Origin of the sequence: Paraburkholderia aromaticivorans (assembly GCF_002278075.1) — a bacterium.
Taxonomy (GTDB): Bacteria; Pseudomonadota; Gammaproteobacteria; order Burkholderiales; family Burkholderiaceae; genus Paraburkholderia; species Paraburkholderia aromaticivorans.
The window spans coordinates 610,798-634,455 of the sequence record NZ_CP022989.1 but is presented as its reverse complement, the minus strand read 5'-3'; the positions used below and the strand labels follow the sequence as shown (position 1 = coordinate 634,455).

Here is a 23,658-nt window from a genome sequence, read left to right as displayed (position 1 = left end):
TTGGATAAGGCGCCATTGTACGCGGTCGGGGTGGGCCGCCATGCACGATTGCCCTGGCGGCAAGCCGCGCCCGCCTGTGCGGCGGCTCGGCGAGCGGTTTGCACCGCGAGCCGCTACCTGGTCGCGCGTGCCGCTTTGGCCGGCCAGACCAGCTCCAGCGGATGCCGGAACATCCGTTGCCAGATCGCGCCGCGCAGCGAACGCACCGCGTTGCGCCGCAAGTCGCGCGACTTCACCGCCATGTAGAAGGCGAGCGCAAAGCTCACGGCCACGTTGAGTATCGCCATGCTGCCGACGCCCGCCACGGCCCACCACAACTCCGGCAGCTTCAACGCGTCCTGGCCGAGCACGCCGAGCGCGACGCCGATCGAGCCGGCGCTGAGCGTGACGTGCCGCACTTCGAAAGAGAACGCGAATGCGGTGAGAATCGCCGGCACCAAGCCGAGCATCAGGCCGAGCGTGATATTGCCGACCACCCCTGCCACATTCGCGCGGCAAAATCGCGCGATGCGGTTGGCGCCGGCCGCGCCGAGCGTCAGGCGCAGACGGCGGTTATAGGCGAGGGCGTCGGCGACGCGATGCAGCACGAACCAGTTGTCCGCCCAACCCGCGAGCAGGCTGGACGACCACAGCAGCACGCCGGTCAACGCGGCATAGAACGGCGTGGGCCCCCAGAGCGAGAAGGAATGCAGCGTGGCGTGCGCCTTCGCCGGCGTGATGATGTCGGCGTGAAACAGCGCGTGCCATAGCAATTGCACGCCGAGGCTCACGGGGAACACCAGCAGCACGTTGCCGAGCACCGCGGCGGCCTGCGTGCGCATCAGCGCGGTCACCGAACTGACGAAGCTGTCGACCCCCGCCGGCGTGCCGACACCGTCGAGTTCCCGCGCAAGCGTCGGCGCGGTCATGGCCGGCTGCTTGGTGGCGAGCGAGAAGTGCAGGAAGTGCATCAGCAGAAAGCTCGCCGCATAGTTGATACCGGCCAGCAGGCCTTCGAACATCGCTTGAAAATGCGCGCCGGTTATGGCGAATTTCACGCACACCGTGACGACGGTGACGAGGCCGCCGCCCGCCGCCATGCGCAGCATCTTCAGATATTCGGCGCGATCCCGGGCAATGTAATGCTCACCCGTATCGGCGCTGTATTCGACAACCTTGCGCGCCAGCAGCGAAAAGTTGCTGCGCACCAAGTGCGCGACGCTCTGGCTCGCATGATTCGCGTTGACGAGTTCGGCGGTGAGACGCGCGCCGGCGTGCAGATCGTCGTGCGCCATCCAGGCATTCAGCAGATGCTCGGCGCGCACGATCCGCATGCGCATCCGTTCGACCTGAAACACGATGTCGACGCTCACGCCGTTGCGATAGAGATGCGCGAAGACGTTATCGGTCGCGGCGCGGCATTCGTCGAGCAGTAGCCGCAGATAGTTGACCTCGCGCAGCAGCGGGTCTTGGGCGGCGCCCGCCACGAACGCCTGATGCGCGGCTTCGACGGCGAGCATCGCGCGGGTGAGCCGGTAGAACGGTTGCTTTTCCATCGCGACGCGCATGTCGCTGGCTTCGGGCGTGTCGTGGCCGTCGCGCCAGCGGTGCGTGTGAGCGAAGCCGCCGTCGTCCGGATCGGCTCCGCCCAGGCGGCTGCGCACGGTTTGCGACAGACCGGTCGAGCTGATCTGGCAGGTCAGGTTATGCAGTGCGGCCAGCAGGTCGAGCGAAAACGGCGTGGCGTCGCGTGGTTCGTCTTCCTCCGCCGCGTAGTCGAACAGCGCGCGGATGCGGACCAGCAGGTCGGTGGGAAGCGCGGCGATCCATTCGGCGTCCCGCTGCGAGCTGAACATGAGCGTGACGATCGCGGTGAGGTCGCGCCGGTTCGGCGCGGGCGGGATCAACGCGGCTTCGAGCCGTTCGAACAACGCACCGAAGAAGCCCGAATGCACGGGCATGCCGGCGTCGCACAGCAGCGAGAGGCCGTCGCTCTCGCGCAGCAGCGCACGCAGCATACCGGCGACGTTGGCCTTCCAGACGGGGTTGCGATCCAGCACATGGAGGAGATAGCGGATTCGCGTATGCGGCGCGGCCGCGTGGCGAGCGGCGTCTTCAGCGGTGGTGCCGGATGGGACCGCGCGGCCCCGGCGAATCCAGTGGGCAAGTTCGATCAGCCACTCGCTACGCTCTGGATAAGGGGCGCCACGGTCGGCGATCGCCAGCAGCGCATCGAGCTGGTGACTGCCGTCGCGCGAGGCACGCCATTTCCTGATAAATCGTTTGAACGAATCGAACACTTCAGGCGCCGGTCCCCGCAGCGCTGTTCGTTGAAGGACAGGCCGGCACGGCCACCGTCACGGCCGTCCCTTTAGTCGACGCCGAAGATGCGCCCTTGGTGCCTTGGGCTTGCGGAGCAGCGGCCGCCATGGCCTTAACGGCGGAGGCCACCTGCACGGAAATCTGCTGCAGCGCCCGCCGATGCCCGTCGATCAGCGCGTCATAGCTGCCGCTCACCGGTTCGCTGACCACGCTGCGGCAGGTCATCACCGCGTTGCTGCGTACCGAGCGAACGCTCCACACCGCGTCGATCAACGCGTGCGATCCGGGCCATGACTCGAAGCGCTGCACATTCATGCTGACCCGGTACACCGGTGTGGCATCGGAGTGCGCGGTGCCATACACGTCGATCGTATTGAGCTGCTGCGTCAGACTCGTCGACAACGCGCGCCGGATCTCGTCGCCGGGCAGCGACGCCCAGCGCTCTTCTTCGAGCACTTTGACCTGGGTCGGTCCCGTCTGCACCACCAGCTGATTCTTCGACACCTGCGGCGGCACGTCGATCGGCGCGACTTCGATCAGCCACGCTGGCGCAGCCGATGTCCGGCCACTGACCGGCGCGGCGGCCCCGGCAGCGCTATCCGCTCCCAAGGTGTAGAAGCGGCTCGACGGCGACGAGCATGCCGCCAGCGCGACCAGTCCGGCCACAGCGCCGGCAAGAGCGGCGCCGCGCGCGAACCCGCGCGGCGGCAGAGGGAGCCGGGCAAACATCATGGTTTATCTCCTGTTTTACCGCGCAGCAGCGATTCGGGATGACGCTCCAGATAATCCGACAGCGCATTCAGCGACTGCAACGTGCGCGTCAATTCCTGCAACGCCTGGTGAACATCGGACTGCAACGGCGAATCCTGCTGCAACGTGGCCTGGGCCGAACCGAAGGTCTGCTTCGCCGCCGCGAGCGTGTCGCGAGCCTGCGGCACCACTTCCTTGTCGAGCCGCGTGAAGAGCTGGTCGGCGTTCTTCAGCGCGCTGTTCAGGTTGTTGCCGATCTGGTCGAACGGCACCTTGTCGAGCTTCTTCGCAATGTCGGCCACCTGCAGCTGCAACTCGTCGAGCGTGTTCGGAATGGTCGGCAATTCGAGCGGGTCGCTCGCCACGTCGACGGTTGCCGGCGGCGCCTTCGGGAAGATGTCCACCGCCACGTACAACTGGCTCGTAATCAGATTGCCGGTGCGCAACTGGCCGCGCAAACCGTGTTTGACGAGTTGCTGCAGCATGGTTTGGCCCGCGAGGCTGCCCGGTGCCGGCGCGGTTTCGCGGAAGCGCCTGCCGAGGCGGTCCGGATAGAGGTTCATCGTCACCGGCATGGTGAAGCTGCGCGTCTTCGGATCGTAGTCGATGCCGATGTTGGTCACCTGGCCCAGCACGATGCCGCGGAAATCGACCGGTGCGCCGATCGACAGGCCGCGCAGCGACTGGTTGAAGTTCATCACCACGCGCAGCGGCACGCCGTCCGGCTCGCGCATCGCATCCGCTTCATCCGAGCCGAGGCGGAAGGTCATGTTGTTCGGCGCCTGCGCGCCCACGCCCTGACCGGGCGGCGACTGGAACGACAGGCCGCCCACGATCACCGTCGCGAGCGACTGCGTGTTCAGCTTGAAGCCGCTCGAATCGAGCCGCAGATCGACGCCGCTCGCGTGCCACCAGCGCGAATTGGTGCCGACGTACTGGTCGAACGGCGCCGAGACGAACACCTGCATGGTGACGCCGGTGCCGTCCTTGTCGAGCGAGAAGCCGACCACCTGGCCGACCTGCACGCGCCGGTAGAAGATCGGCGAGCCGATGTCGATCGAGCCGAGCGAGTCGCCGTGCAGGACGAACTGGTGGCCCTTCTGGTCGCCGGTGATCGGCGGCGGCGTTTCGAGACCGACGAAGTCCTTCTCGCTATCCGGCGAGTGCCCGGCGTCCGCGCCGATGTACGCGCCCGAGAGCAGCGTGGTGAGACCCGAGACGCCGCTTGCGCCGACGCGCGGCCGCACGACCCAGAAACGCGAATCCTTGACCGCGAAGTCTTCGCCTTCCTTGGTCAATTGCACCTGCACCAGCACGTGCGACAGATCTTTCGACAGCGTGATGGTCTTCACGGAGCCGACGTCGACGTCCTTGTACTTCACTTTGGTCTTGCCGGGTTCGAGGCCCTCGGCGCTGACGAAGCTGATCGTGATGGTCGGGCCTTTCGCGGTGACCGATTTGATCACGAGCGCGATGCCGATCAACGCGGCGATCAGCGGAATCACCCAGACGAGCGAAGGCAGCCAGCGGCTGCGCGGTTCGATGTCAGGGTCTGGGAGTTGGGGCGGCAGCTTCGGTCCGTTCGAATCGTTGCGCGGCGCATCGGAGGCGGGCGTCGGTTCTTGCGGGCTAGTCATGTTTGAGGTCCTGAGGTTTTTGGGTACTGCCTTCCACGCTGCCTTCCACGTTATCCCAGATGAGCCGTGGATCGAACTGCATGGAGGCCAGCATGGTCAGAATCACGACCGAGCCGAAGGCGATGGCCCCCGGGCCGGCTGTAATGACGGCTAGCGATTTGAAGCGCACCAGCGCGACGGTCAGCGTGACGACGAACACGTCGAGCATCGACCAGCGTCCGATCCGTTCGACCATCCGGTAGAGCGTGATGCGCTGATCGGGCCGCCAGCGCGAACGGCGCTGCGCCGTCACGGTGAGCAGCACCAGCACGCTTAGCTTGAGCATCGGCACCATGATGCTGGCGATAAACACGATCACCGCGAGCGGCCAGTCGCCCGAGGTCCAGAAATAGACGACGCCGCTCATGATGGTGTCGTCCTCGGAGCCGAGCAGCGATGCGGTATGCATCACGGGCAGCAGATTCGCGGGAATATACAGCAGCGCGGCGGCGATCAGCAGCGCCCACGTGCGCATGAGGTTGTCGGGGTTGCGCGAGTGAAGGTGCGCGCCGCACCGTGAACAGTGCTGCGCCGTGACGGAACGAATGCGCGGCTCGACGCGTCCGCACGCGTGGCAGCTGACGAGGCCCGCGCGTCTCGCGGTGACGTATTTCATGGCGTGCTCATCCCCGACGTGGCACCGGCGGCGCCGGCGGCACCCCGGGCGGCAAGGCGGACGGCTCCGCGCCACGCACCTCGGGCGGACCGGCGACCGAATTGACGGCGGCCGCCGCACTGTCGGCGGAAGTGCGCGGCAGCGGCCGTTGGTCGCGTGCGCCCAGTTCGTCGGCGAGGTCCCAGAGAATGCGCGGATCGAATGTGACCACCACGGCGAGCATCAGCGTGAGCACGCCGAAGGCGAACAACGCCGCTTCGGGGATCACGCGCGCGAGGCTCACCATCTTCACGATCGTGATCAGGATGCCGAGCATGAAGACTTCGATCATGCCCCACGGGCGCACGAATTGAATGGCGCGCAGCACCCGGTTGAATGCATGCGGCACATAGCCGGCGCGCAGCGGAATCAGCACGTAGAGCAGCGCGACGAGTTCGGTCAGCGGGAACAGGATGGTCGAGCAGAACACCATGACCGCGACGATCTGCATGTCCTCGTCCCACAGCGCGATGAGCGCGCCGAACAGCGTGGTCTTCGAGGTAATGCCGTTGGTTTCGAGTTCGACGATCGGGAAGCCCTGCGCGATCAGGAAGGTGATCAGCGCGCCCAGCGTCATGGCGCTGATGGCGTCGAGCTTGCGGGATACGCCGCGGTAGAGCGTTGCTCCGCAGCGCGGACAACGCGCGACCGTGCGCCCGACCAGCCGCGGTTTGCGGAACAGCGTATCGCATTCATGGCACGCGATCAGGTTGTCATGTTCCATAGGGCAAGGGGCTGACAGTGTGAGGGGAAGCGTGCAATGCCCGTTTCTTTGGCAGGTCTGATAAAAGGGTGGAGCAATAGTACCAAAGGCGCTCCGCGGTCGCACCGGCTGTTGCGCCAAGGCCCGATTGCGCGCCACGGCGGCCGTCGACGGACAGTGAATCCTACATTGGATCCGTATCGCTCTGACAGTCTCCGTCCCTAATTGTTCAATGCACGCCCAATGCATGTTCAATGCGCGCGGCATGTGCGCTGAAAGGTCACGTGCGTGGCCCTCCGCCACGCTCTGCCAGTTTTTTCCGGTTCGGGTAGCATGGCCGCCTTGGCGCGTGTCGTGGCGCGCATCGTCCGGTCGTCCGAGCGGATGCTCGACGCATCGGCCTGCGGAATATCCGCGCGGCCCGCGCCGTTAACCTTTCCTAGCTTGCGTCGACCTGTCATGGCACTCAATCCTTCATTCGGTAACCAGGAGTCGTACACGCGCACTGCCATTGCCTTGCATTGGCTGATCGCGCTGCTGATCGTGTGCGGCTTCGCGCTCGGCTGGGTGATGACCGATATCCCGGGCTTCACGCCCACCAAGCTGCGCTACTTCTCGTGGCACAAGTGGATCGGCGTGACGGTATTCGCGCTCGCCGTCCTGCGCATTCTGTGGCGCGCCACGCACGTGGCTCCCGTGATGCCGCGCCGCATGCCGTTCTGGCAGCGCGGCGCCGCGCATCTCGTGCATCTGCTGCTGTATCTGCTGATGATCGCGATTCCCGCTTCGGGCTACCTCTATAGTTCGGCGGCCAACGTGCCGGTGGTGTACCTCGGGCTGATTCCGCTGCCGCGCCTGATCGCGCCGGATCCGCACCTCAAGGAGCTCCTGAAGAATCTGCATATCGTGCTGAATTACACCCTGCTCGTGCTGGTCGCGCTGCATGTCGCGGCAGCGCTCAAGCATCAATGGCTGGATCGCGACGGCCTGCTTTCGCGCATGCTCCCTTTCCTCAAATAAGGACAACCATGAAGGTCTCGTTTTATCGCTACATGCTCGCCGCGTTCGCCGCGGCTTCGTTGACCGTGGCAGGCAGCGCCATGGCGCAAGTCGACGTCGCGAAGAGTTCGGTGACCGCGACGTCCAAACAGATGAATGTGCCGGTGGAAGGCAAATTCGGTAAATTCACCGCGCAGGTCAAGTTCGATCCGGCAAAACCGGCCGACGGCAGTGCGCAGTTCAGCATCGACGTGGCCAGCTACGATCTCGGCGACGAAAGCTACAACGACCAGGTGCGCGGCAAGGACTGGTTCGACGCGAAGACGTATCCGAGCGCCACCTTCGTCTCGAGCGCGATCGCGCCCGCCGGCGGCAATCAGTTCAAGGTGACAGGCAAGCTGACCATCAAGGGCAAATCGCAGACGGTGGTGGTGCCGGTCACGGTGTCCCAGCAAGGCGCCCTGCAAACCTTCGACGGTTCACTGCCGATCAAGCGCTCGCAATTCGATATCGGCACCGGCGAATGGAAAGACACCTCGGTGGTCGCCGACGACGTCGTCATCAAGTTTCATATCGTTGCAGCACATAAGTGACGTTCGCCACGCCGCGTGAGCGCGGCAGTTTTTCTCTGGAATCCAGGAGCACGAATTGAAAACATCCCTGTTGATCGCCGCCGGTGCGTTGGCTGCTTCTTTCTCATTGGGCGCGTTCGCGGCCGCCGACACTTATCAGCTCGACCCGACCCACACGTATCCGAGCTTCGAGGCGGATCACTTCGGCGGCCTGTCGGTGTGGCGCGGCAAGTTCACCAAGAGCTCCGGCACGGTCACGCTCGACCGCGCGGCGAAAACCGGTACGGTCGACGTGACGGTCGATCCCGCTTCGATCGACACCGGCAACGGCAAGCTCGACGAGCATCTGAAGACGGACGCGCTTTTCGACGTCGCCAAATATCCTTCGGTGACTTACAAGGGCACTGAGATCAAGTTCGACGGCGACAAACCGGTCGAAGTGATCGGCAATCTGACAATGCACGGTGTCACCAAGCCGCTGAACCTGAAGATCGAGTCGTTCAAGTGCATGCAGCACCCGGTGCTCAAGCGCGAGGTGTGCGGTGTGGAAGCGAGCGCGCATTTCAGCCGCGCCGATTACGGCATGGACTTTGGCGCCAAGTACGGCTTCAGCATGGATACCAAGCTGCACATTCAAGCCGAAGGTATCAAGCAATAAGGGCTTCACCCGTCGGCTGACCGCGGGTATTGAATCGCGCGGCCGTTGCGTCGCAACAAGAAACCGCTTCGTTCGCTTTGGCGACGAAGCGGTTTTTTGTTGACTGCCTGAAACCCGCCAAGCCTTATGCAGCGGCATAGCGCAATTTCGCACTCGCGCCGTATTAATTTTTCGGGTACATAGAGCGCAGGCACCGCACTGGTTGTGCGCGCATCCAGTCGGGCCTTCAGGCACCACGCCGACATGAACAATATTTCGCGCGAATCGGAGATCTGCATGAATGCAACGACAGCAGCAAGCCTCGCGGGGAGCCGGCAGAGTTCTTGGCGCGCGGTGGTCGCAGCCTCGATCGGCAACGCGCTGGAATGGTTCGATCTGGTGGTGTACGGTTTTTTCGCGGTGGTCATCGCGAAGCTGTTTTTCCCGGCCGGTAACGATACGGTTTCGCTGCTCCTCACGCTCGGCACGTTCGGCGTGTCGTTCTTCATGCGGCCGCTCGGCGCGATCGTGATTGGCGCATACGCCGACCGTGCCGGCCGCAAGGCGGCGCTCACCCTCTCGATCCTGCTGATGATGGGCGGCACGCTGATCATCGCGATTTTGCCGACCTACCGGAGCATCGGTCTCGCCGCGCCGGTAATCCTCGTGCTGGCGCGTCTCATGCAGGGCTTTTCGGCGGGCGGCGAGTTCGGCAGCGCCACCGCGTTTCTCGCGGAGCATGTGCCGGGGCGGCGCGGCTTTTTCGCGAGCTGGCAGGTGGCGAGCCAGGGGCTCACCACGCTGCTGGCCGCCGGCTTCGGCGTGCTGCTCACGGGCAAGCTCTCGCCTGAGCAAATGGCGTCCTGGGGTTGGCGGGTGCCGTTCTTCTTCGGTCTGCTGATCGGACCGGTCGCCTGGTACATCCGCACGAGGCTCGATGAGACACCTGAATTCCTCGCGGCCGAAACGACCACGACGCCGCTGCGCGATACCTTCACCAGCCAGAAACTGCGCCTGCTGATTGCGATCGGCGTGGTGGTGCTCGGCACCGTATCGACCTATCTGGTGCTGTTCATGCCGACCTTCGGCGTGAAGCAATTGGGACTGGCGCCCTCGGTCGCGTTCGCGGCGATTGCGCTGACCGGCTTGATCCAGATGGTGTTCTCGCCGCTGATCGGCCACCTGTCGGACCGGCACGGACGCACCACGATCATGCTGATTTCGGCGCTACTGCTGCTCGTCCTGATCTATCCGGCCTTCGTGTATCTGGTTGCGCATCCGACCTTCGGCAACCTGATCGCGATGCAGATCGTGTTCGGCTTTCTGATGACCGGCTATTTTGCCGCGCTGCCGGGTCTGCTGTCGGAGATGTTTCCGGTGCAAACGCGTACGACCGGCATGTCGCTCGCCTATAACATTGCGGTGACGATTTTCGGCGGCTTCGGGCCGTTCATCATCGCGTGGCTGATCAGCGTGACGGGCTCGAAAGCCGCGCCGAGCTACTACCTGATTTTCGCCGCGCTGGTGAGTCTCGTCGCGCTGATCGCGGCGCGTCGCAAGCTCGGTTTTCGCTGAAGCGGGCGCGTTGTGCTGCCGCTCAGGATCGCGCGGGAGGGCGGCTGAGCAGAGCAGGGCGGCTGTAAACACAAAAGGCCGGTTCAACATGAACCGGCCTTTTGCATGGCGAGGTCTGAAGCTACAACAGGATCAGACTTGCGCGCCCGCGTTCGGATCGTCCGCGTCCGTGCGTTCCTTCTTGTCCTTGATCAGGTCTTCGCGCTTCACGCCGAACCACATGGCGAGCGCCGCAGCGACGAACACCGACGAGTAGATACCGAACAGGATACCGACCGTCAGCGCCAGAGCGAAGTAGTGCAGCGTCGGGCCGCCGAACAGGAACATCGACAGCACCATCATCTGCGTACAGCCGTGGGTGATGATGGTTCGCGACATCGTGCTGGTGATCGCGTGGTTGATCACCTCGATCACGGTCAACTTGCGTTCGCGGCGGAAGGTCTCGCGAATCCGGTCGAAGATAACGACCGATTCGTTCACCGAGTAGCCGAGCACCGCGAGCACGGCGGCCAGCACCGACAGCGAGAACTCCCACTGGAAGAACGCGAAGAAGCCGAGAATGATCACCACGTCGTGCAAGTTCGCGATCACGCCGGCCACCGCGTACTTCCATTCGAAGCGGAACGACAGATAGATCACGATACCGACCACCACGCAGGCGAGCGCGAGCAGCCCGTCGGTGGCGAGTTCCTTGCCGACCTGCGGGCCGACGAACTCGACACGCTGCAGTTGCACCTGCGGGGTCTCGGCTTTCAGCGCGGTCATCACCTGATCGCTCTGTTGCGCGGACGTATAGCCCTGCTTGAGCGGCAAGCGAATCAACACGTCGCGCGAGGTGCCGAAGTTCTGCACCTGAGCGTCCGCGTAGCCGAGCTTGCCCAGCGTGCCGCGCACCGGCTCGAGCGGCGCGGCGCCCGGATACTGCACTTCGATCACCGTACCGCCGGTGAACTCCACCGACAGATGCAGCCCGCGATGCAGCAGGAAGAACACAGCAGCAAGGAACGTCAGCAGCGAGATGGCGTTGAAAATCAACGCGCGCTGCATGAACGGAATGTCTTTGCGGAAACGGAAAAATTCCATGGTCTTGTTTTCTCCGGGACTCAGCGGGATGAACCCGGTTTCTGCGGCGTATTCGAGGAACCCGGCGAGGAACCCGGCGACGAACCCGTCGACGAACCCGTCGACGAACCCGGCCCGTTGCGGCGGCGCACGGTCGGCTTGCCGGCACGCGCCTGCGCGACCGCTGCCTTGGCCTTCGACGGCTTGGCGGCGGCTGCGGCGATGGCTCGCGCCGTGTCGGTCGCGGCGTCTTCGTCACCGAGGTAAGCGGCCGGGCCTGCGGGCGCCGTTTCCGGACGCCACACCTGGCCGATGGCCAGCGACTTCAGCTTCTTCTTGCCGCCGTACCAGAGGTTGACGATGCCGCGCGAGAAGAACACGGCCGAGAACATCGACGTGAGAATGCCGATACAGTGCACGATCGCAAACCCGCGCACCGGGCCCGAGCCGAACGCGAGCAGCGCGATACCGGCAATCAGCGTGGTGACGTTCGAGTCGAGAATCGTTGCCCAGGCGTGCGCGTAGCCGTTCTGGATCGCCAGTTGCGGCGGCGCGCCGTTGCGCAGTTCTTCACGCACCCGTTCGTTGATCAGCACGTTCGCGTCGATCGCCATACCGAGCGCGAGCGCGATAGCGGCGATACCCGGCAAGGTGAGCGTGGCCTGCAGCATGGACAACACGGCGATCAGCAGCAGCAGGTTGACCGACAGGCCGATCATGGAGATCACGCCGAACAGCATGTAGTACGCGATCATGAAGACGGCGATCGCCGCGAAGCCCCACACCACTGAGTGGAAGCCCTTCTTGATGTTGTCGGCGCCGAGGCTCGGGCCGATCGTGCGTTCTTCGATGATGTCCATCGGCGCGGCCAGCGAACCGGCGCGCAGCAGCAGCGCGAGGTCGGCGGCGCCTTGCGGCGTGGCCTGGCCGGTGATCTGGAAGCGGTCGCCCAGTTCCGACTGGATGGTCGCCACCGTCAGCACTTCGCCCTTGCCCTTTTCGAACAGCACCATGGCCATCGGCTTGCCGATGTTGTCGCGCGACACGCTGCGCACCGCGCGGCCACCGGCCGAATCTAGGCGGATATTGACCGACGGGCGCTGGTGTTCGTCGAAGCCCGCCGACGCGTCGATAATCCGGTCGCCCGTGAAGATGATCTGTTTGCGCAGCAGCACCGGTGTCTGGTTGCCTTGCGTGAACAGTTCGTCGCCCGGCGGCACCGGATCGGACGGGTTCGGATGCGTGTTGACCGGATCGGCGAGGCGCGCTTCGAGCGTTGCCGTGCGGCCGATGATGTCCTTCGCCTTCGCCGTGTCCTGCACGCCCGGCAGTTCGACCACGATGCGGTCGGAGCCTTGCTGCTGGATCACCGGCTCGGCCACGCCGAGTTCGTTCACGCGGTTATGCAGCGTGGTGATGTTCTGCTTGAGCGCGGCGTCCTGCACGGCTTTCTGCACCGTCGGCGTGAACGTGCCGACGAGTTGTACGCTGCCGTCCGGGCTCGCTTGCGAGGCCCACTGGAGTTCGCTGATGCTGCGGCTCAGTTGCTTCGATGCGTTGTCCGCGCTCGCCTGGTCGGCGAAATTGATCACCACCGTCTGGTTGACGCGGTTCACGCCGCCGTCGCGGATATTGTTGTCACGCAGCAGCGTGCGCGCGTCCGAAGCGTCCGAGTCGAGCTTCTTGTTGAGCGCGCCGGCCATGTCGACCTGCAGCAGGAAGTGAACACCGCCGCGCAGATCGAGACCGAGGTACATCGGCAGCGCGTGCAGGGCGGTCAGCCAGCGCGGCGACGCGCTTTGCAGATTCAGCGCCACGATGAACTGCGGGTCGGTCGGGTCGCTGTTCAGCGACTTCTGCAGCAGGTCCTTCACGCGCAGTTGCGTGTCGGTGTCCGGCAGACGCACGCGGATGTTCGCGTTGGTCGACGCGTTGTCGAACGTGACGTCGTCCGGCTTGATCTGATTCGCGGCGAGCGCGGCTTCGACAGCCGACAGCGTGGTCGAGTCGAGCTTGACCGTTGCCTTGCCGCTCGACACCTGCACCGCCGGCGCTTCGCCGAACAGGTTGGGCAGCGTGTACACGAGGCCGATGACCAGAGCCACCAGCATCACGGCGTATTTCCAGAGGGGGTAACGATTCATGAGTGGTCCAACGGGAAGGTTGGCTTGGAAGCGATGCGTCCGGCGATGAGCGCGGGCGATCCAGCGGCGGATTGCATGGATTGCCGGCGAGGCCGCGCCGGACGCGAGAGAGCAGGCCTTACAGCGACTTGATCGTGCCCTTCGGGAGAATCGTCGTGACCGACGCTTTTTGCACGGTGATTTCCGTGCCTTCCGAGATTTCGATGCCGACGTAAGCTTCGCCCACCTTGGTCACCTTGCCGACGATGCCGCCGTTCGTCACCACTTCATCGCCCTTGGCCATCGCGGCGAGCATGTTGCGATGTTCCTTCTGGCGCTTCATTTGCGGGCGAATCATGATGAAGTACAGCACGCCGAACATCAGGATCAGCGGCAGGAAGCTCATCAGATTCGACTCAACGCCACCTGCTGCGGTGCCTTGGGCGAAGGCATTGGAAATGAACGACACGTTGGTCTCTCCGTTATAAGTCAAAACGATCAAAAAAATCAGCCGGTTATTCTACCACCGGCCTGACGCGCGTCGGCGCGGCGAATCGGCTTTACGATCAATCGTTTAAAGCCTGCTTCGCCGTGTTTGCCGCCGCTCGCGAAAGTGAATTGTAAGGTTTTCCCGGCGAGGCCGACGGATTCTTCGGTTGAATCCGCAGCGCCCGCGCCGTCACGGCGCCTCGGCGGTGCCGCGCGCGCGGTTCTCGTGGAAGCGTTTGCGGAAGGGTTCGAACATTTTCGCGTCGATCGCGTCGCGGATTTCCTGCATCAGTTCGAGGTAATAGTGCAGGTTGTGGATCGTATTCAACTGCGCACCGAGGATTTCCCCTACACGATGCAGATGATGCAGATAGCCGCGAGTGAAATTTCGGCAGGTGTAGCAGCCACATTGCTCGTCGAGCGGGCGCAGCGAATTCCTGTGCGTGGCGTTGCGGATCTTGATGTCGCCAAAACGCGTGAAGAGCCAGCCGTTGCGCGCGTTGCGGGTCGGCATCACGCAATCGAACATGTCGACGCCGGCGGCGACGCCCGCCACCAGGTCTTCCGGCGTGCCGACGCCCATCAGGTAATGCGGCTTGTTGGCTGGCAGCTTCGGGCCGATGTGGTTCAAGACGCGCATCATGTCTTCTTTCGGTTCGCCGACCGACAGGCCGCCGATCGCCAGACCGTGGAAATCCTTCTCCGCGAGCCCCGCCAGCGACTCGTCGCGCAGGTCTTCGAACATGCCGCCCTGAACGATCCCGAACAGCGCGTTCGGATTGCCCAGCCGGTTGAATTCGTCGATGGAACGCTGCGCCCAGCGCATCGACATGCGCATGGAATCGGCCGCTTCCTTGTGCGAGGTCGGCACGTTGTTGGTGGCGTACGGCGTGCATTCGTCGAACTGCATGGCGATGTCCGAGTTCAGCACCTTCTGGATCTGCATCGACACTTCGGGCGACAGGAAGAGCTTGTCGCCGTTGATCGGTGACGCGAACGTGACGCCATCTTCGGTGATCTTGCGCAGATCGCCGAGAGAGAACACCTGGAAGCCGCCCGAGTCGGTCAGGATCGGCTTTTTCCAGCCCATGAAGCCATGCAGGCCGCCATGCGCCTCGATGGTTTCCAGACCCGGACGCAGCCACAGGTGGAAGGTGTTGCCGAGGATGATCTGCGCATGCATTTCTCCCAACTCGCGTGGCTGCACGGCCTTCACGGTGCCGTAGGTGCCCACGGGCATGAAGATCGGCGTTTCCACCACGCCATGATTCAGCGCGACGCGGCCGCGACGGGCCAGGCCGTCGACGCCGAGCAGTTCGAATGTGAGGCCGTTTTCGGGGCGGACATGCTCGCCGAGGTAAGCGCCGTGGTCGGCGCGCGTGCTAACGGGATGACCGTCGGTCATGAATGACTCCTGTGCTACCGGAAGACAGTCCGGCGCAAATGATGAATGCCGCCGGAAGGGTTTCCGGCGGCGCTTGCAACTGCGAAATTTTGACGGCTGGCCTGGGGCTCAAACGTCGCGCCGCGTAAGCAGCATCGCGTCGCCGTAACTGAAGAAGCGGTAACGCTGCTCGATCGCATGGCGGTACGCCTCGCGAATCGTTTCGACGCCCGCGAACGCCGACACCAGCATCAGCAGTGTCGACTTCGGCAAATGGAAATTGGTCACCAGCCGGTCGACCACGCGAAATTTATAGCCCGGCGTGATGAAGATGTCGGTTTCCGTGCTGGCGGCGGCGAGCGGCCGGCCCGCGGCTTCGGCGTCGCGCGCGGCGGCTTCGAGCGCGCGCATCGAGGTCGTGCCCACGGCGATTACGCGGTTGCCGCGCGCGCGCGTCGCCGCGATCCTGTCGGCGAGCGATTGCGGCAGGTGATACCACTCGCTATGCATCTTGTGCTCGGCGAGGTTTTCGACCCGCACCGGCTGAAACGTGCCGGCGCCGACGTGCAGCGTGAGCGTCGCGCGCTCCACGCCCTGAGCGTCGAGGCGCGCGAGCAGCGCCTCGTCGAAATGCAGGCCCGCCGTGGGCGCGGCGACCGCGCCGGGATTCTGCGCGAATACCGTCTGATAGCGGGTTTCGTCGGTCGCGTCGGGATCGTGCTCGATGTACGGCGGCAGCGGCAGGCGCCCGAACTGCTCGATCAGGGTCAGGCAGTCGCCGGGGAAATGCAGCGTGTAGAACGGCTCGACGCGTTCGCCGACCATGACGTCGAAAGCATCCGCCAGCCGGATCGTGGTGCCCGGCTGAGGGCTCTTGCTCGCGCGGATCTGCGCGAGCGCCGTGCGCTCGCCCGTGAGGCGCTCCACCAGCACTTCGATCTTGCCGCCACTGGCTTTCTGGCCGAGGAAGCGCGCCTTCAGGACTTTGGTATCGTTGAAGACCAGCAGGTCGCCGGGCGCGATGCAGTCGGGCAACTCGGCAAAGCGGCGGTCGATCAAATGCGCCGGGCTGGCGGCCTCGGCCGGATTGGCCACCTCGAGCAGACGGCTGGCGCTGCGCTCGGGCAGCGCGACCTGTGCGATCAACTGGGGAGGCAGATCGAAATCGAAATCGGAAAGCGTCAACATGCGAACGACTGAAAGCGAATTGGGACTGAATTGAGCCGAAGCCGGAGCCGGGCGGCTATGATTGCGGGACGCCTGAGCGGCCCGCAAGCGAGCGCGCCGTATGGCGGCGAACCCTTTGACAGCCGATATTGTACTTGCGAAGCAGCCCATGCCTTTGTCCGACCGCCGATTGCCCTCCGCTAACGACGAAGTGAGCGCCGAACCCAAGCGCCGCGTCTCGCGAGCCAAAGCGGCGATGGAGGCGGGCGATGTCGGCGCGCAGGTGGCGCCGCACAGCGAACAAGTCGTGCCTGAAGACGCTGGGCCCGGCATCCGGCCCGCTGACAAACCAGACGACATATTCGGCGACAAACCGGCCGGCAAATCTGCCGCCGCAGCCGGCGCGAAATCGACGGCGAAGTCCACGAGCAAGCCCGCGGCGAAGCCGTCCGCCAAGCCCGCCGAAAAAACCGCCGACAAGCTCGCCAAACTCGGCCTCACGCGCGACATCGACCTGGTGTTGCATCTGCCCATGCGTTACGAGGACGAGACCTCGCTCACGCCGATCGGGCATCTGCTGCCCGGCGGCATCGCGCAGACCGAAGGCGTAGTGTTCGACAACGAGATCGCCTATCGTCCGCGCCGTCAGTTGCTGGTCAAGCTGCATGATGACGCCGGCGACGAACTCGTGCTGCGCTTCCTGAATTTCTACGGCTCGCAGGTCAAGCAGATGGCGATCGGCGCGCGGCTGCGGGTGCGTGGCGACGTGCGCGGCGGCTTCTTCGGCATGGAGATGGTGCATCCGGCCGTGCGCGTGGTCGACGAAGACACACCGTTGCCGCAGGCGCTCACGCCGGTCTATCCGAGCACCGCGGGCGTGACGCAGGCGTATCTGCGCAAATCGATCGACAACGCGCTCGCGCGCACCTCGTTGCCGGAGTTGTTGCCCGAGCCGGTCGCGCGCACGTGGTTGGAGCCGCTCGGCGTGCCGTCGCTGATGGACGCCGTGCGCACACTGCATCATCCGGGCGTGCAGTCCGATGAGACGGCGCTGATCGACGGCACGCATCCGGCCTGGGTGCGCATCAAGTTCGAGGAACTGCTCGCGCAGCAGATGTCGCTTAAGCGCGCGCACGAAGAGCGCCGCACGCGCGCGGCGCCGGCCATGCCGCGCCGCAAGCTCGGCGACGAGTCCGCGCTGGTGGCGCGCCTCCTGAAGGCGTTGCCGTTTTCGCTGACGGCCGCGCAGGAGCGCGTGGGCGGCGAGATCGCACTCGATCTGACCCAGCCTCACCCGATGCAGCGGCTGTTGCAGGGCGACGTCGGCAGCGGCAAGACGATCGTTGCCGCGCTGGCTGCGGCCCAGGCCATCGACGCGGGCTATCAGGCCGCGCTCATGGCGCCGACCGAGATTCTCGCCGAACAGCACGCGCGCAAATTGCGTGGCTGGCTGGAGCCGCTCGGCGTGAGTGTCGCGTGGCTGGCCGGCAGTCTGAAGACCCGGGAAAAGCGCGCCGCGATCGAAGCCGCCGCGCTCGGCACGGCGCAGCTCGTGATCGGCACGCACGCGATCATTCAGGACGCGGTGGAGTTCGCGCGCCTCGGGCTCGTGATCGTCGACGAACAGCACCGCTTCGGCGTGGCGCAACGGCTCGCCTTGCGCGCCAAGGCGCAGAACGCCGCGGACGGTGCGCGTGACTTCCAGCCGCATCAACTGATGATGTCGGCAACGCCGATTCCACGCACGCTCGCGATGACCTATTACGCCGACCTCGACGTTTCGACCATCGACGAATTGCCGCCGGGGCGCACGCCGATCCTGACCAAGCTGGTGTCCGACGCGCGGCGCGAGGAGGTGATCGGCCGCGTGCGCGAGGCCGCGCTGACGGGGCGCCAGGTGTACTGGGTGTGTCCGCTGATCGAGGAAAGCGAGACGTTGCAGTTGCAGACCGCGGTCGAGACCTATGAGACGCTGGTGGCCGCGTTGCCCGAGCTGAATGTCGGCCTCGTGCATGGGCGTCTTGCGCCGGCTGAGAAAGCGGCGGTGATGGATGCGTTTACTCGCAATGAAGTGCAATTGCTGGTGGCGACGACGGTGATCGAAGTGGGGGTCGATGTGCCGAACGCGTCGTTGATGGTGATCGAGCATGCCGAGCGGTTCGGGCTTGCGCAGTTGCATCAGTTGCGGGGTCGGGTGGGGCGTGGGAGTGCGGCGTCGGTTTGCGTGCTGCTTTACACCGGGCCTTTGTCGATGACAGCGCGGGCGCGGCTTCAGACCATGCGCGAGACGACCGATGGTTTTGAGATTGCCAGGCGCGACCTGGAAATTCGTGGGCCGGGGGAGTTTCTGGGGGCGCGGCAATCGGGAGCGGCGATGCTCAGGTTTGCCGATCTCGAGAATGATCAGTGGCTGATTGAGCCTGCGCGGGAGGCGGCCGCCGAGTTGCTGGGGAAGTATCCTGAGGTGGTGATGCAGCATCTGGCGCGGTGGCTTGGGGCGCGGGAGCAGTATTTGAAAGCGTGAAGTTCAGAGGGGTTTTTTGCCTGCGGCGCGCTTTTTTTGGGTGTGTTTCTGAGGGGTTGGCCCGAAAACCACACCCCACCAGCGCCCCGCGCAACCCCAGGAGGTTGGCGAACCGACCCTATAGGTGTATAACTAGAACCTATCGAACTCACAGCACTGATTGGTCCCCCAATGACGCTCACCGAATTGAAATACATCGTCGCGGTTGCCCGCGAGCGGCACTTCGGCCGGGCCGCCGAAGCGTGTTTCGTCAGCCAGCCGACCCTGTCGGTCGCCATCAAGAAGCTCGAAGACGAGCTCAACGTCCAGATCTTCGAACGCGGTACCAGCGAAGTGAGCGTCACGCCCATCGGTGAACAGATCGTCACCCAGGCGCAACGTGTCCTCGAACAGACGCTCGCCATCAAGGAAATCGCCAAACAGGGCAAAGACCCGCTGGTCGGCCCGCTGCGCCTTGGCGTCATCTACACGATCGGACCCTACCTGCTGCCCACGCTCGTCAAGCAGATGATCAAGCGCGTCCCGCAAATGCCCTTGATGCTGCAGGAAAATTACACGCTCAAGCTGATCGAACTGCTCAAACAAGGCGAAATCGACGTCGCCATCATGGCGCTGCCCTTCCCGGAAACCGGCCTGATGCTGCGCCCGCTGTACGACGAGCCTTTCGTGGTCGCGCTGCCGTCCGGTCATGCCTGGGAGAACCGCGAGAAAATCGACGCCGACGACCTGAAGCAGGAAACCATGCTGTTGCTCGGCAGCGGGCACTGTTTCCGTGACCACGTGCTGGGCGTCTGCCCGGAACTGATGCGCTTTTCGCAAAACGCGGACGGCATCCAGAAGACCTTCGAAGGGTCGTCCCTGGAAACCATTCGCCACATGGTGGCGAGCGGCGTCGGCATTACCGTGCTGCCGCGCATGTCCGTGCACGAAGTTAAACCGCACGCCGGCGGCATCGACGCCGGGCTGCTCAGCTACGTCGCGTTCGACGAACCCGTGCCGGATCGCCGCGTCGTGCTGGCCTGGCGCAAGAGCTTCACGCGCATGCCGGCCATCGACGCCATTTGCGACGCCATCAGCGCCTGCGATCTGCCCGGCGTCAAGAAGCTCGACTTGCCGGTCGCCGTCAACTAATAGTGCGGTCGCCCCCCGTCCAGGCCGGTTCGCTGCGCATGTCCAGCAACCGGCCCGGCGCCCGTTAAAGGCGCCAATAGCTGCAAGCCCTATCGAATAGATAAAATTAATTAAACACGATAAATCGATAGGATTGTTATAGTGTCCTCCATGGATCGCCCGATCCCACAAGACCTGGAGGAAATCATGACGCAAGCAAATCCGCAGCAAGTCCAAGCCCTCGCGGCTCGACCGGCCGTCGTGTCCGGCGGCTTTGTCGCGTCGATGCTCGGCATGCGCACCGTCGCGTTGTCCTTGCTGGTCGATCGGGCCTTGTCCGCTTGAGCCCTGACGCATGAGCGTCTGACATCAGTGCGCCGCGCCTCTCCCCACACTCTGTTCCCATCAAAGCCCTTCAGGAGTTACGCATGTCCGAACGTAAGCTCACCAATGCCGCCGGCGCTCCCGTCGCCGACAATCAGAATTCGATGACCGCCGGCGCGCGCGGTCCGGTCGTCCTGCAAGACGTCTGGCTGCTCGAAAAACTCGCTCACTTCGATCGCGAAGTGATTCCGGAACGCCGCGTTCATGCCAAAGGTTCGGGCGCGTTCGGTACGTTGAAGGTCACGCACGATATCTCGCGCTACACGAAGGCGAAGGTGTTCGCGCAGGTCGGCAAGGAAACGCCGCTTTTCATGCGCTTTTCGACGGTGGCCGGCGAGCGCGGCGCAGCCGACGCCGAACGCGACGTGCGCGGCTTCTCGATCAAGTTCTACACGGAAGAAGGCAATTGGGACGTGGTCGGCAATAACACGCCGGTGTTCTTTATCCGCGATCCGCTGAAGTTTCCCGACTTCATTCACACGCAAAAGCGCGACCCGTACACCAACATGCGCAGCAATGTGGCCGCGTGGGATTTCTGGTCGCGTCATCCGGAGTCGCTGCACCAGGTGACCATTCTGATGAGCGACCGCGGGATTCCGCAGAACTTCCGTCAGATGCACGGCTTCGGCTCGCACACGTACTCGTTCATCAACGCCGCCAACGAGCGTTTCTGGGTGAAGTTCCATTTCAAGTCGATGCAAGGCATCGAGAACTTTACGGACGCCGAGGCCGCACAAGTGGTCGCGCAGGACCGTGAAAGCGCGCAACGCGATCTGCTGGCGAACATCGACCAGGGCAATTTCCCGAAATGGCGCTTCGCCATTCAGGTGATGCCGGAAGCGCAAGCCGCAACGTATCGCTTCAATCCGTTCGACATCACGAAAGTATGGTCGCAGAAGGACTATCCGTTGATCGACGTCGGCACGATCGAGTTGAATCGCAACGCCGCGAATTATTTCGCGGACGTGGAGCAGGCGGCCTTCACGCCGGCCAACGTGGTGCCGGGCATCGGCTTCTCGCCGGATCGTCTGTTGCAGGGGCGGCTGTTCTCGTATGGCGACACGCAGCGCTACCGCCTGGGCGTGAACCACCATCAGATTCCGGTGAACGCATCGCGTGTGCCGAGCCCGCATTCGTTCCATCGCGACGGTGCGATGCGCGCGGACGGCAACCTCGGCGGCAATGTGAATTACGAGCCGAACCGTTTCGGCGACTTCGCGCAGGACGCCAACGCAGCCGAGCCGCCGCTCGCGGCGGGCACGGTGGACCGCTACGATCATCGCCTGGATGACGACTACTACACGCAGCCCGCGATGTTGTTCGCGCTCTTCGACGCGGCTCAGCGCGAGCGTCTGTTCGGCAACATCGCACGCCATATCAACGGTGTGCCGCAGGAGATCGTCGCGCGTCAGATCGAGCATTTCCGCCGCATCGACCCGGCTTACGCACAAGGCGTGATCGCGGCGCTGGCCGAACTCGCGGAAGGCAGCAACAAGTAAGCAGCCAATCAGCCGTTCACGTGATGCAGCAAAGCGGGGCGCCTCTGCGTCCCGCCGGTATCGATACGAACCGAAGGAGCACGATCATGATGCAGATGATGATGGCCACGCTGGGCGGCACGTCAGCCGCACGCGGCGCGCAACAGCAGTACGCGTGGATGGCGCGCAAGGCAGTGGGCTTTGCGATCCTCACGAGCGGGCTCGCGGTGCTCGCCGCGCAAGCGCTGCAACATGCGCTCGGCGGCTGATAGAAGCCGTGCCGTGGTTGCGGCAAGTGGCCACGCGTCATACGAGCGCAGCCGCTTTCCAGGCTAAACTGTCGGGCGTTCGATATGCCGGTTTTGCTCTTCGCAGACCGTCACTTGCCGACCGGTTCGTATCACTCTTCAAAGGAGTCATCATGGCCAAAAAAGAAGCCGCAGCAGCCGTACAGCACGTCAATATCGGGATCAGCGACAAGGATCGCAAGAAGATTGCAGAAGGTCTGTCGCGCCTGCTCGCCGACACCTATACGCTGTACCTGAAGACCCACAACTTTCACTGGAACGTGACGGGGCCGATGTTCAATACGCTCCACCTGATGTTCGAAACGCAATACAACGAGCTGGCGCTGGCGGTGGATTCGATCGCTGAACGGATTCGCGCGCTGGGCGTGCATGCGCCGGGCAGCTACAAGGAATTCGCCAAGCTGTCGTCGATTCCGGAAGCGGATGGCGTGCCGGCCGCGGAAGAAATGATTCGCCAGCTGGTGGAAGGTCAGGAAGCCGTGGTCCGCACCGCACGCGCGATTTTCCCGTCGACGGAAGCCGCCAACGACGAGCCGACCGCCGACCTGCTGACGCAACGCATGCAAACGCACGAAAAGACCGCGTGGATGCTGCGCTCAATGCTGGCTTGAGCATCGTGCGCGCCGGGTACTTGGCCCGGGTTTCAACGTAGCGCTGCGTTTCGGCGCCGGCGTCGAAAGGTCCTGCAAACAAAGCCTCCCCACACGGGAGGCTTTGTTTTTGCGGTGCCGGCTTTTTCGGACTTGCTCGCCTTGCGGCGAGCCGCCGTCCGCATCCCGTAAAATAGCCGGACCGTCTCGCACTCTCACCGACTCCGCCCATGTTCGCCCGACTCCCTCTGTATCTGCGCCTCGTGCGCATGGACAAGCCGATCGGCAGCCTGTTGCTGCTATGGCCGACGCTCAACGCGCTGTGGATCGCCTCAGACGGTCGTCCCTCGTTGCCGCTGCTGGTGATTTTCACGGTGGGCACGGTGCTGATGCGCTCGGCGGGTTGCGCGATCAACGACTACGCCGACCGCGATTTCGACCGTTACGTAAAGCGCACCGAAAATCGTCCGATCACCTCGGGCAAGATCAAGGCGTGGGAAGCGGTGGCGCTGGCGGCCGCGCTGTCGTTGCTGGCATTTCTGCTGATCCTGCCGCTGAATACGCTGACCAAGGAACTCTCGGTGGCGGCGCTCTTCGTCGCCGGTTCGTATCCGTTCACCAAACGGTTCTTCGCCATTCCGCAAGCTTATCTGGGCATCGCATTCGGCTTCGGCATTCCCATGGCGTTCGCCGCGATTCAGAACCACGTGCCGCTGCTCGCGTGGGTGATGCTGCTTGCCAATGTGTTCTGGTCGGTCGCCTACGACACCGAATACGCGATGGTCGACCGAGACGACGACATCAAGATCGGCATCCGCACTTCGGCGCTGACGTTCGGCCGCTTCGACGTGGCCGCGATCATGCTCTGCTACGCGGTGACGCTGGGGATCTACGTCGGCATCGGCGTGATGCTCGGTTTCGGCGTGCTGTACTGGCTGGGATGGGCCGCCGCCGCGGGCTGCGCGATCTATCACTACACGCTGATCCGCGGTCGTGAGCGGATGGCGTGCTTCGCCGCGTTCCGGCATAACAACTGGCTGGGCGGCGCGCTGTTCGCCGGTATTGCCGCGCATTACGCGGCGACGTGGTTTTAGTTTTTTCGCCGGGCCTTAAGCCGGCTTTGCGTCATTTCTTCGCCAACACCGCAGCGGCTTGAATCGAAGCGCTGCGG

21 protein-coding genes are annotated in these 23,658 nt (G+C 64.0%); 11 read left to right on the top strand and 10 right to left on the bottom strand.

What is annotated here, in order from left to right; genetic code table 11:
• Window positions 1-113: 113 nt before the first annotated feature.
• The 5 genes from CJU94_RS02760 to CJU94_RS02740 are packed head-to-tail and all read right to left on the bottom strand — an operon-like array spanning window position 114 to window position 6,106.
• Window positions 114-2,279 carry a site-specific recombinase gene (locus CJU94_RS02760; RefSeq protein ID WP_095417454.1) on the bottom strand — a complete coding sequence of 722 codons (2,166 nt, stop codon included), beginning with the start codon at window positions 2,277-2,279 and terminating at the stop codon, window positions 114-116.
• A gap of 1 nt (window position 2,280) precedes the next feature.
• Window positions 2,281-3,033: a PqiC family protein gene (locus CJU94_RS02755; RefSeq protein WP_095417453.1), complete on the bottom strand. Its 753-nt coding sequence runs from the start codon at window positions 3,031-3,033 to the stop codon at window positions 2,281-2,283.
• Window positions 3,030-4,688 (bottom strand): PqiB family protein, encoded by a 1,659-nt coding sequence (locus CJU94_RS02750; protein ID WP_095417452.1) that lies wholly within the window; start codon window positions 4,686-4,688, stop codon window positions 3,030-3,032. The genes CJU94_RS02755 and CJU94_RS02750 overlap by 4 nt, the downstream gene beginning before the upstream one ends.
• The gene (locus CJU94_RS02745; RefSeq protein WP_095417451.1) at window positions 4,681-5,343 is read right to left on the bottom strand and encodes a paraquat-inducible protein A; all 663 of its coding nucleotides are present in this window, start codon (window positions 5,341-5,343) and stop codon (window positions 4,681-4,683) included. The genes CJU94_RS02750 and CJU94_RS02745 overlap by 8 nt, the downstream gene beginning before the upstream one ends.
• Window positions 5,344-5,350: 7 nt before the next feature.
• The gene (locus CJU94_RS02740; RefSeq protein WP_095417450.1) at window positions 5,351-6,106 is read right to left on the bottom strand and encodes a paraquat-inducible protein A; all 756 of its coding nucleotides are present in this window, start codon (window positions 6,104-6,106) and stop codon (window positions 5,351-5,353) included.
• A gap of 438 nt (window positions 6,107-6,544) precedes the next feature.
• Here CJU94_RS02740 and CJU94_RS02730 point away from each other — a divergent pair, with 438 nt between their 5' ends.
• The 4 genes from CJU94_RS02730 (at window position 6,545) to CJU94_RS02715 (ending at window position 9,868) form a co-directional block, all read left to right on the top strand.
• A complete protein-coding gene (locus tag CJU94_RS02730) occupies window positions 6,545-7,105 on the top strand; it encodes a cytochrome b (RefSeq protein WP_095417448.1) in 561 nt (186 codons plus the stop codon).
• Window positions 7,106-7,113: 8 nt separating this feature from the next.
• Window positions 7,114-7,677, top strand: a complete 564-nt coding sequence (locus CJU94_RS02725; RefSeq protein WP_095417447.1) for a YceI family protein — start codon at window positions 7,114-7,116, stop codon at window positions 7,675-7,677.
• A 67-nt stretch (window positions 7,678-7,744) separates the two neighbouring features.
• On the top strand, window positions 7,745-8,314 hold the full coding sequence (locus tag CJU94_RS02720; protein ID WP_095420197.1) for a YceI family protein: 570 nt from the start codon (window positions 7,745-7,747) through the stop codon (window positions 8,312-8,314).
• Between the two features lie 276 nt (window positions 8,315-8,590).
• Window positions 8,591-9,868 carry an MFS transporter gene (locus CJU94_RS02715; RefSeq protein ID WP_095420196.1) on the top strand — a complete coding sequence of 426 codons (1,278 nt, stop codon included), beginning with the start codon at window positions 8,591-8,593 and terminating at the stop codon, window positions 9,866-9,868.
• A 132-nt stretch (window positions 9,869-10,000) separates the two neighbouring features.
• On the opposite strand, the gene secF is transcribed toward CJU94_RS02715, so the two are convergent.
• The 5 genes from secF to queA all read right to left on the bottom strand — a co-directional run bounded on the left by secF (window position 10,001) and on the right by queA (window position 16,114).
• On the bottom strand, window positions 10,001-10,951 hold the full coding sequence (secF, locus tag CJU94_RS02710; protein ID WP_095417446.1) for a protein translocase subunit SecF: 951 nt from the start codon (window positions 10,949-10,951) through the stop codon (window positions 10,001-10,003).
• Between the two features lie 20 nt (window positions 10,952-10,971).
• Window positions 10,972-13,074 carry a protein translocase subunit SecD gene (secD, locus tag CJU94_RS02705; RefSeq protein ID WP_095417445.1) on the bottom strand — a complete coding sequence of 701 codons (2,103 nt, stop codon included), beginning with the start codon at window positions 13,072-13,074 and terminating at the stop codon, window positions 10,972-10,974.
• Between the two features lie 118 nt (window positions 13,075-13,192).
• Complete coding sequence (gene yajC, locus CJU94_RS02700) at window positions 13,193-13,522, bottom strand: preprotein translocase subunit YajC (RefSeq protein ID WP_095417444.1); 330 nt, start codon at window positions 13,520-13,522, stop codon at window positions 13,193-13,195.
• A 210-nt stretch (window positions 13,523-13,732) separates the two neighbouring features.
• Complete coding sequence (gene tgt / locus CJU94_RS02695; protein ID WP_095417443.1) at window positions 13,733-14,947, bottom strand: tRNA guanosine(34) transglycosylase Tgt; 1,215 nt, start codon at window positions 14,945-14,947, stop codon at window positions 13,733-13,735.
• Between the two features lie 108 nt (window positions 14,948-15,055).
• A complete protein-coding gene (gene queA, locus CJU94_RS02690) occupies window positions 15,056-16,114 on the bottom strand; it encodes a tRNA preQ1(34) S-adenosylmethionine ribosyltransferase-isomerase QueA (protein ID WP_095417442.1) in 1,059 nt (352 codons plus the stop codon).
• Window positions 16,115-16,262: 148 nt separating this feature from the next.
• Between queA and recG the strand changes: the two genes are divergently transcribed.
• From recG to ubiA, 7 genes are all read left to right on the top strand, one after another.
• On the top strand, window positions 16,263-18,617 hold the full coding sequence (gene recG / locus CJU94_RS02685) for an ATP-dependent DNA helicase RecG (protein ID WP_095420195.1): 2,355 nt from the start codon (window positions 16,263-16,265) through the stop codon (window positions 18,615-18,617).
• A 171-nt stretch (window positions 18,618-18,788) separates the two neighbouring features.
• Window positions 18,789-19,748 (top strand): LysR substrate-binding domain-containing protein, encoded by a 960-nt coding sequence (locus CJU94_RS02680; protein ID WP_095417441.1) that lies wholly within the window; start codon window positions 18,789-18,791, stop codon window positions 19,746-19,748.
• 186 nt (window positions 19,749-19,934) lie between these two features.
• Window positions 19,935-20,072 (top strand): hypothetical protein, encoded by a 138-nt coding sequence (locus tag CJU94_RS41335; protein WP_167397511.1) that lies wholly within the window; start codon window positions 19,935-19,937, stop codon window positions 20,070-20,072.
• A gap of 83 nt (window positions 20,073-20,155) precedes the next feature.
• Window positions 20,156-21,610, top strand: a complete 1,455-nt coding sequence (locus CJU94_RS02675; protein ID WP_095417440.1) for a catalase — start codon at window positions 20,156-20,158, stop codon at window positions 21,608-21,610.
• Between the two features lie 86 nt (window positions 21,611-21,696).
• Window positions 21,697-21,858 (top strand): hypothetical protein, encoded by a 162-nt coding sequence (locus tag CJU94_RS41330; RefSeq protein ID WP_167397510.1) that lies wholly within the window; start codon window positions 21,697-21,699, stop codon window positions 21,856-21,858.
• Between the two features lie 152 nt (window positions 21,859-22,010).
• Entirely contained in the window at window positions 22,011-22,508 is a 498-nt protein-coding gene (locus tag CJU94_RS02670) for a Dps family protein (RefSeq protein ID WP_012431774.1), read from the top strand.
• 209 nt (window positions 22,509-22,717) lie between these two features.
• Window positions 22,718-23,581: a 4-hydroxybenzoate octaprenyltransferase gene (gene ubiA / locus CJU94_RS02665; RefSeq protein WP_095417439.1), complete on the top strand. Its 864-nt coding sequence runs from the start codon at window positions 22,718-22,720 to the stop codon at window positions 23,579-23,581.
• The last annotated feature ends 77 nt before the right edge of the window (window positions 23,582-23,658 follow it).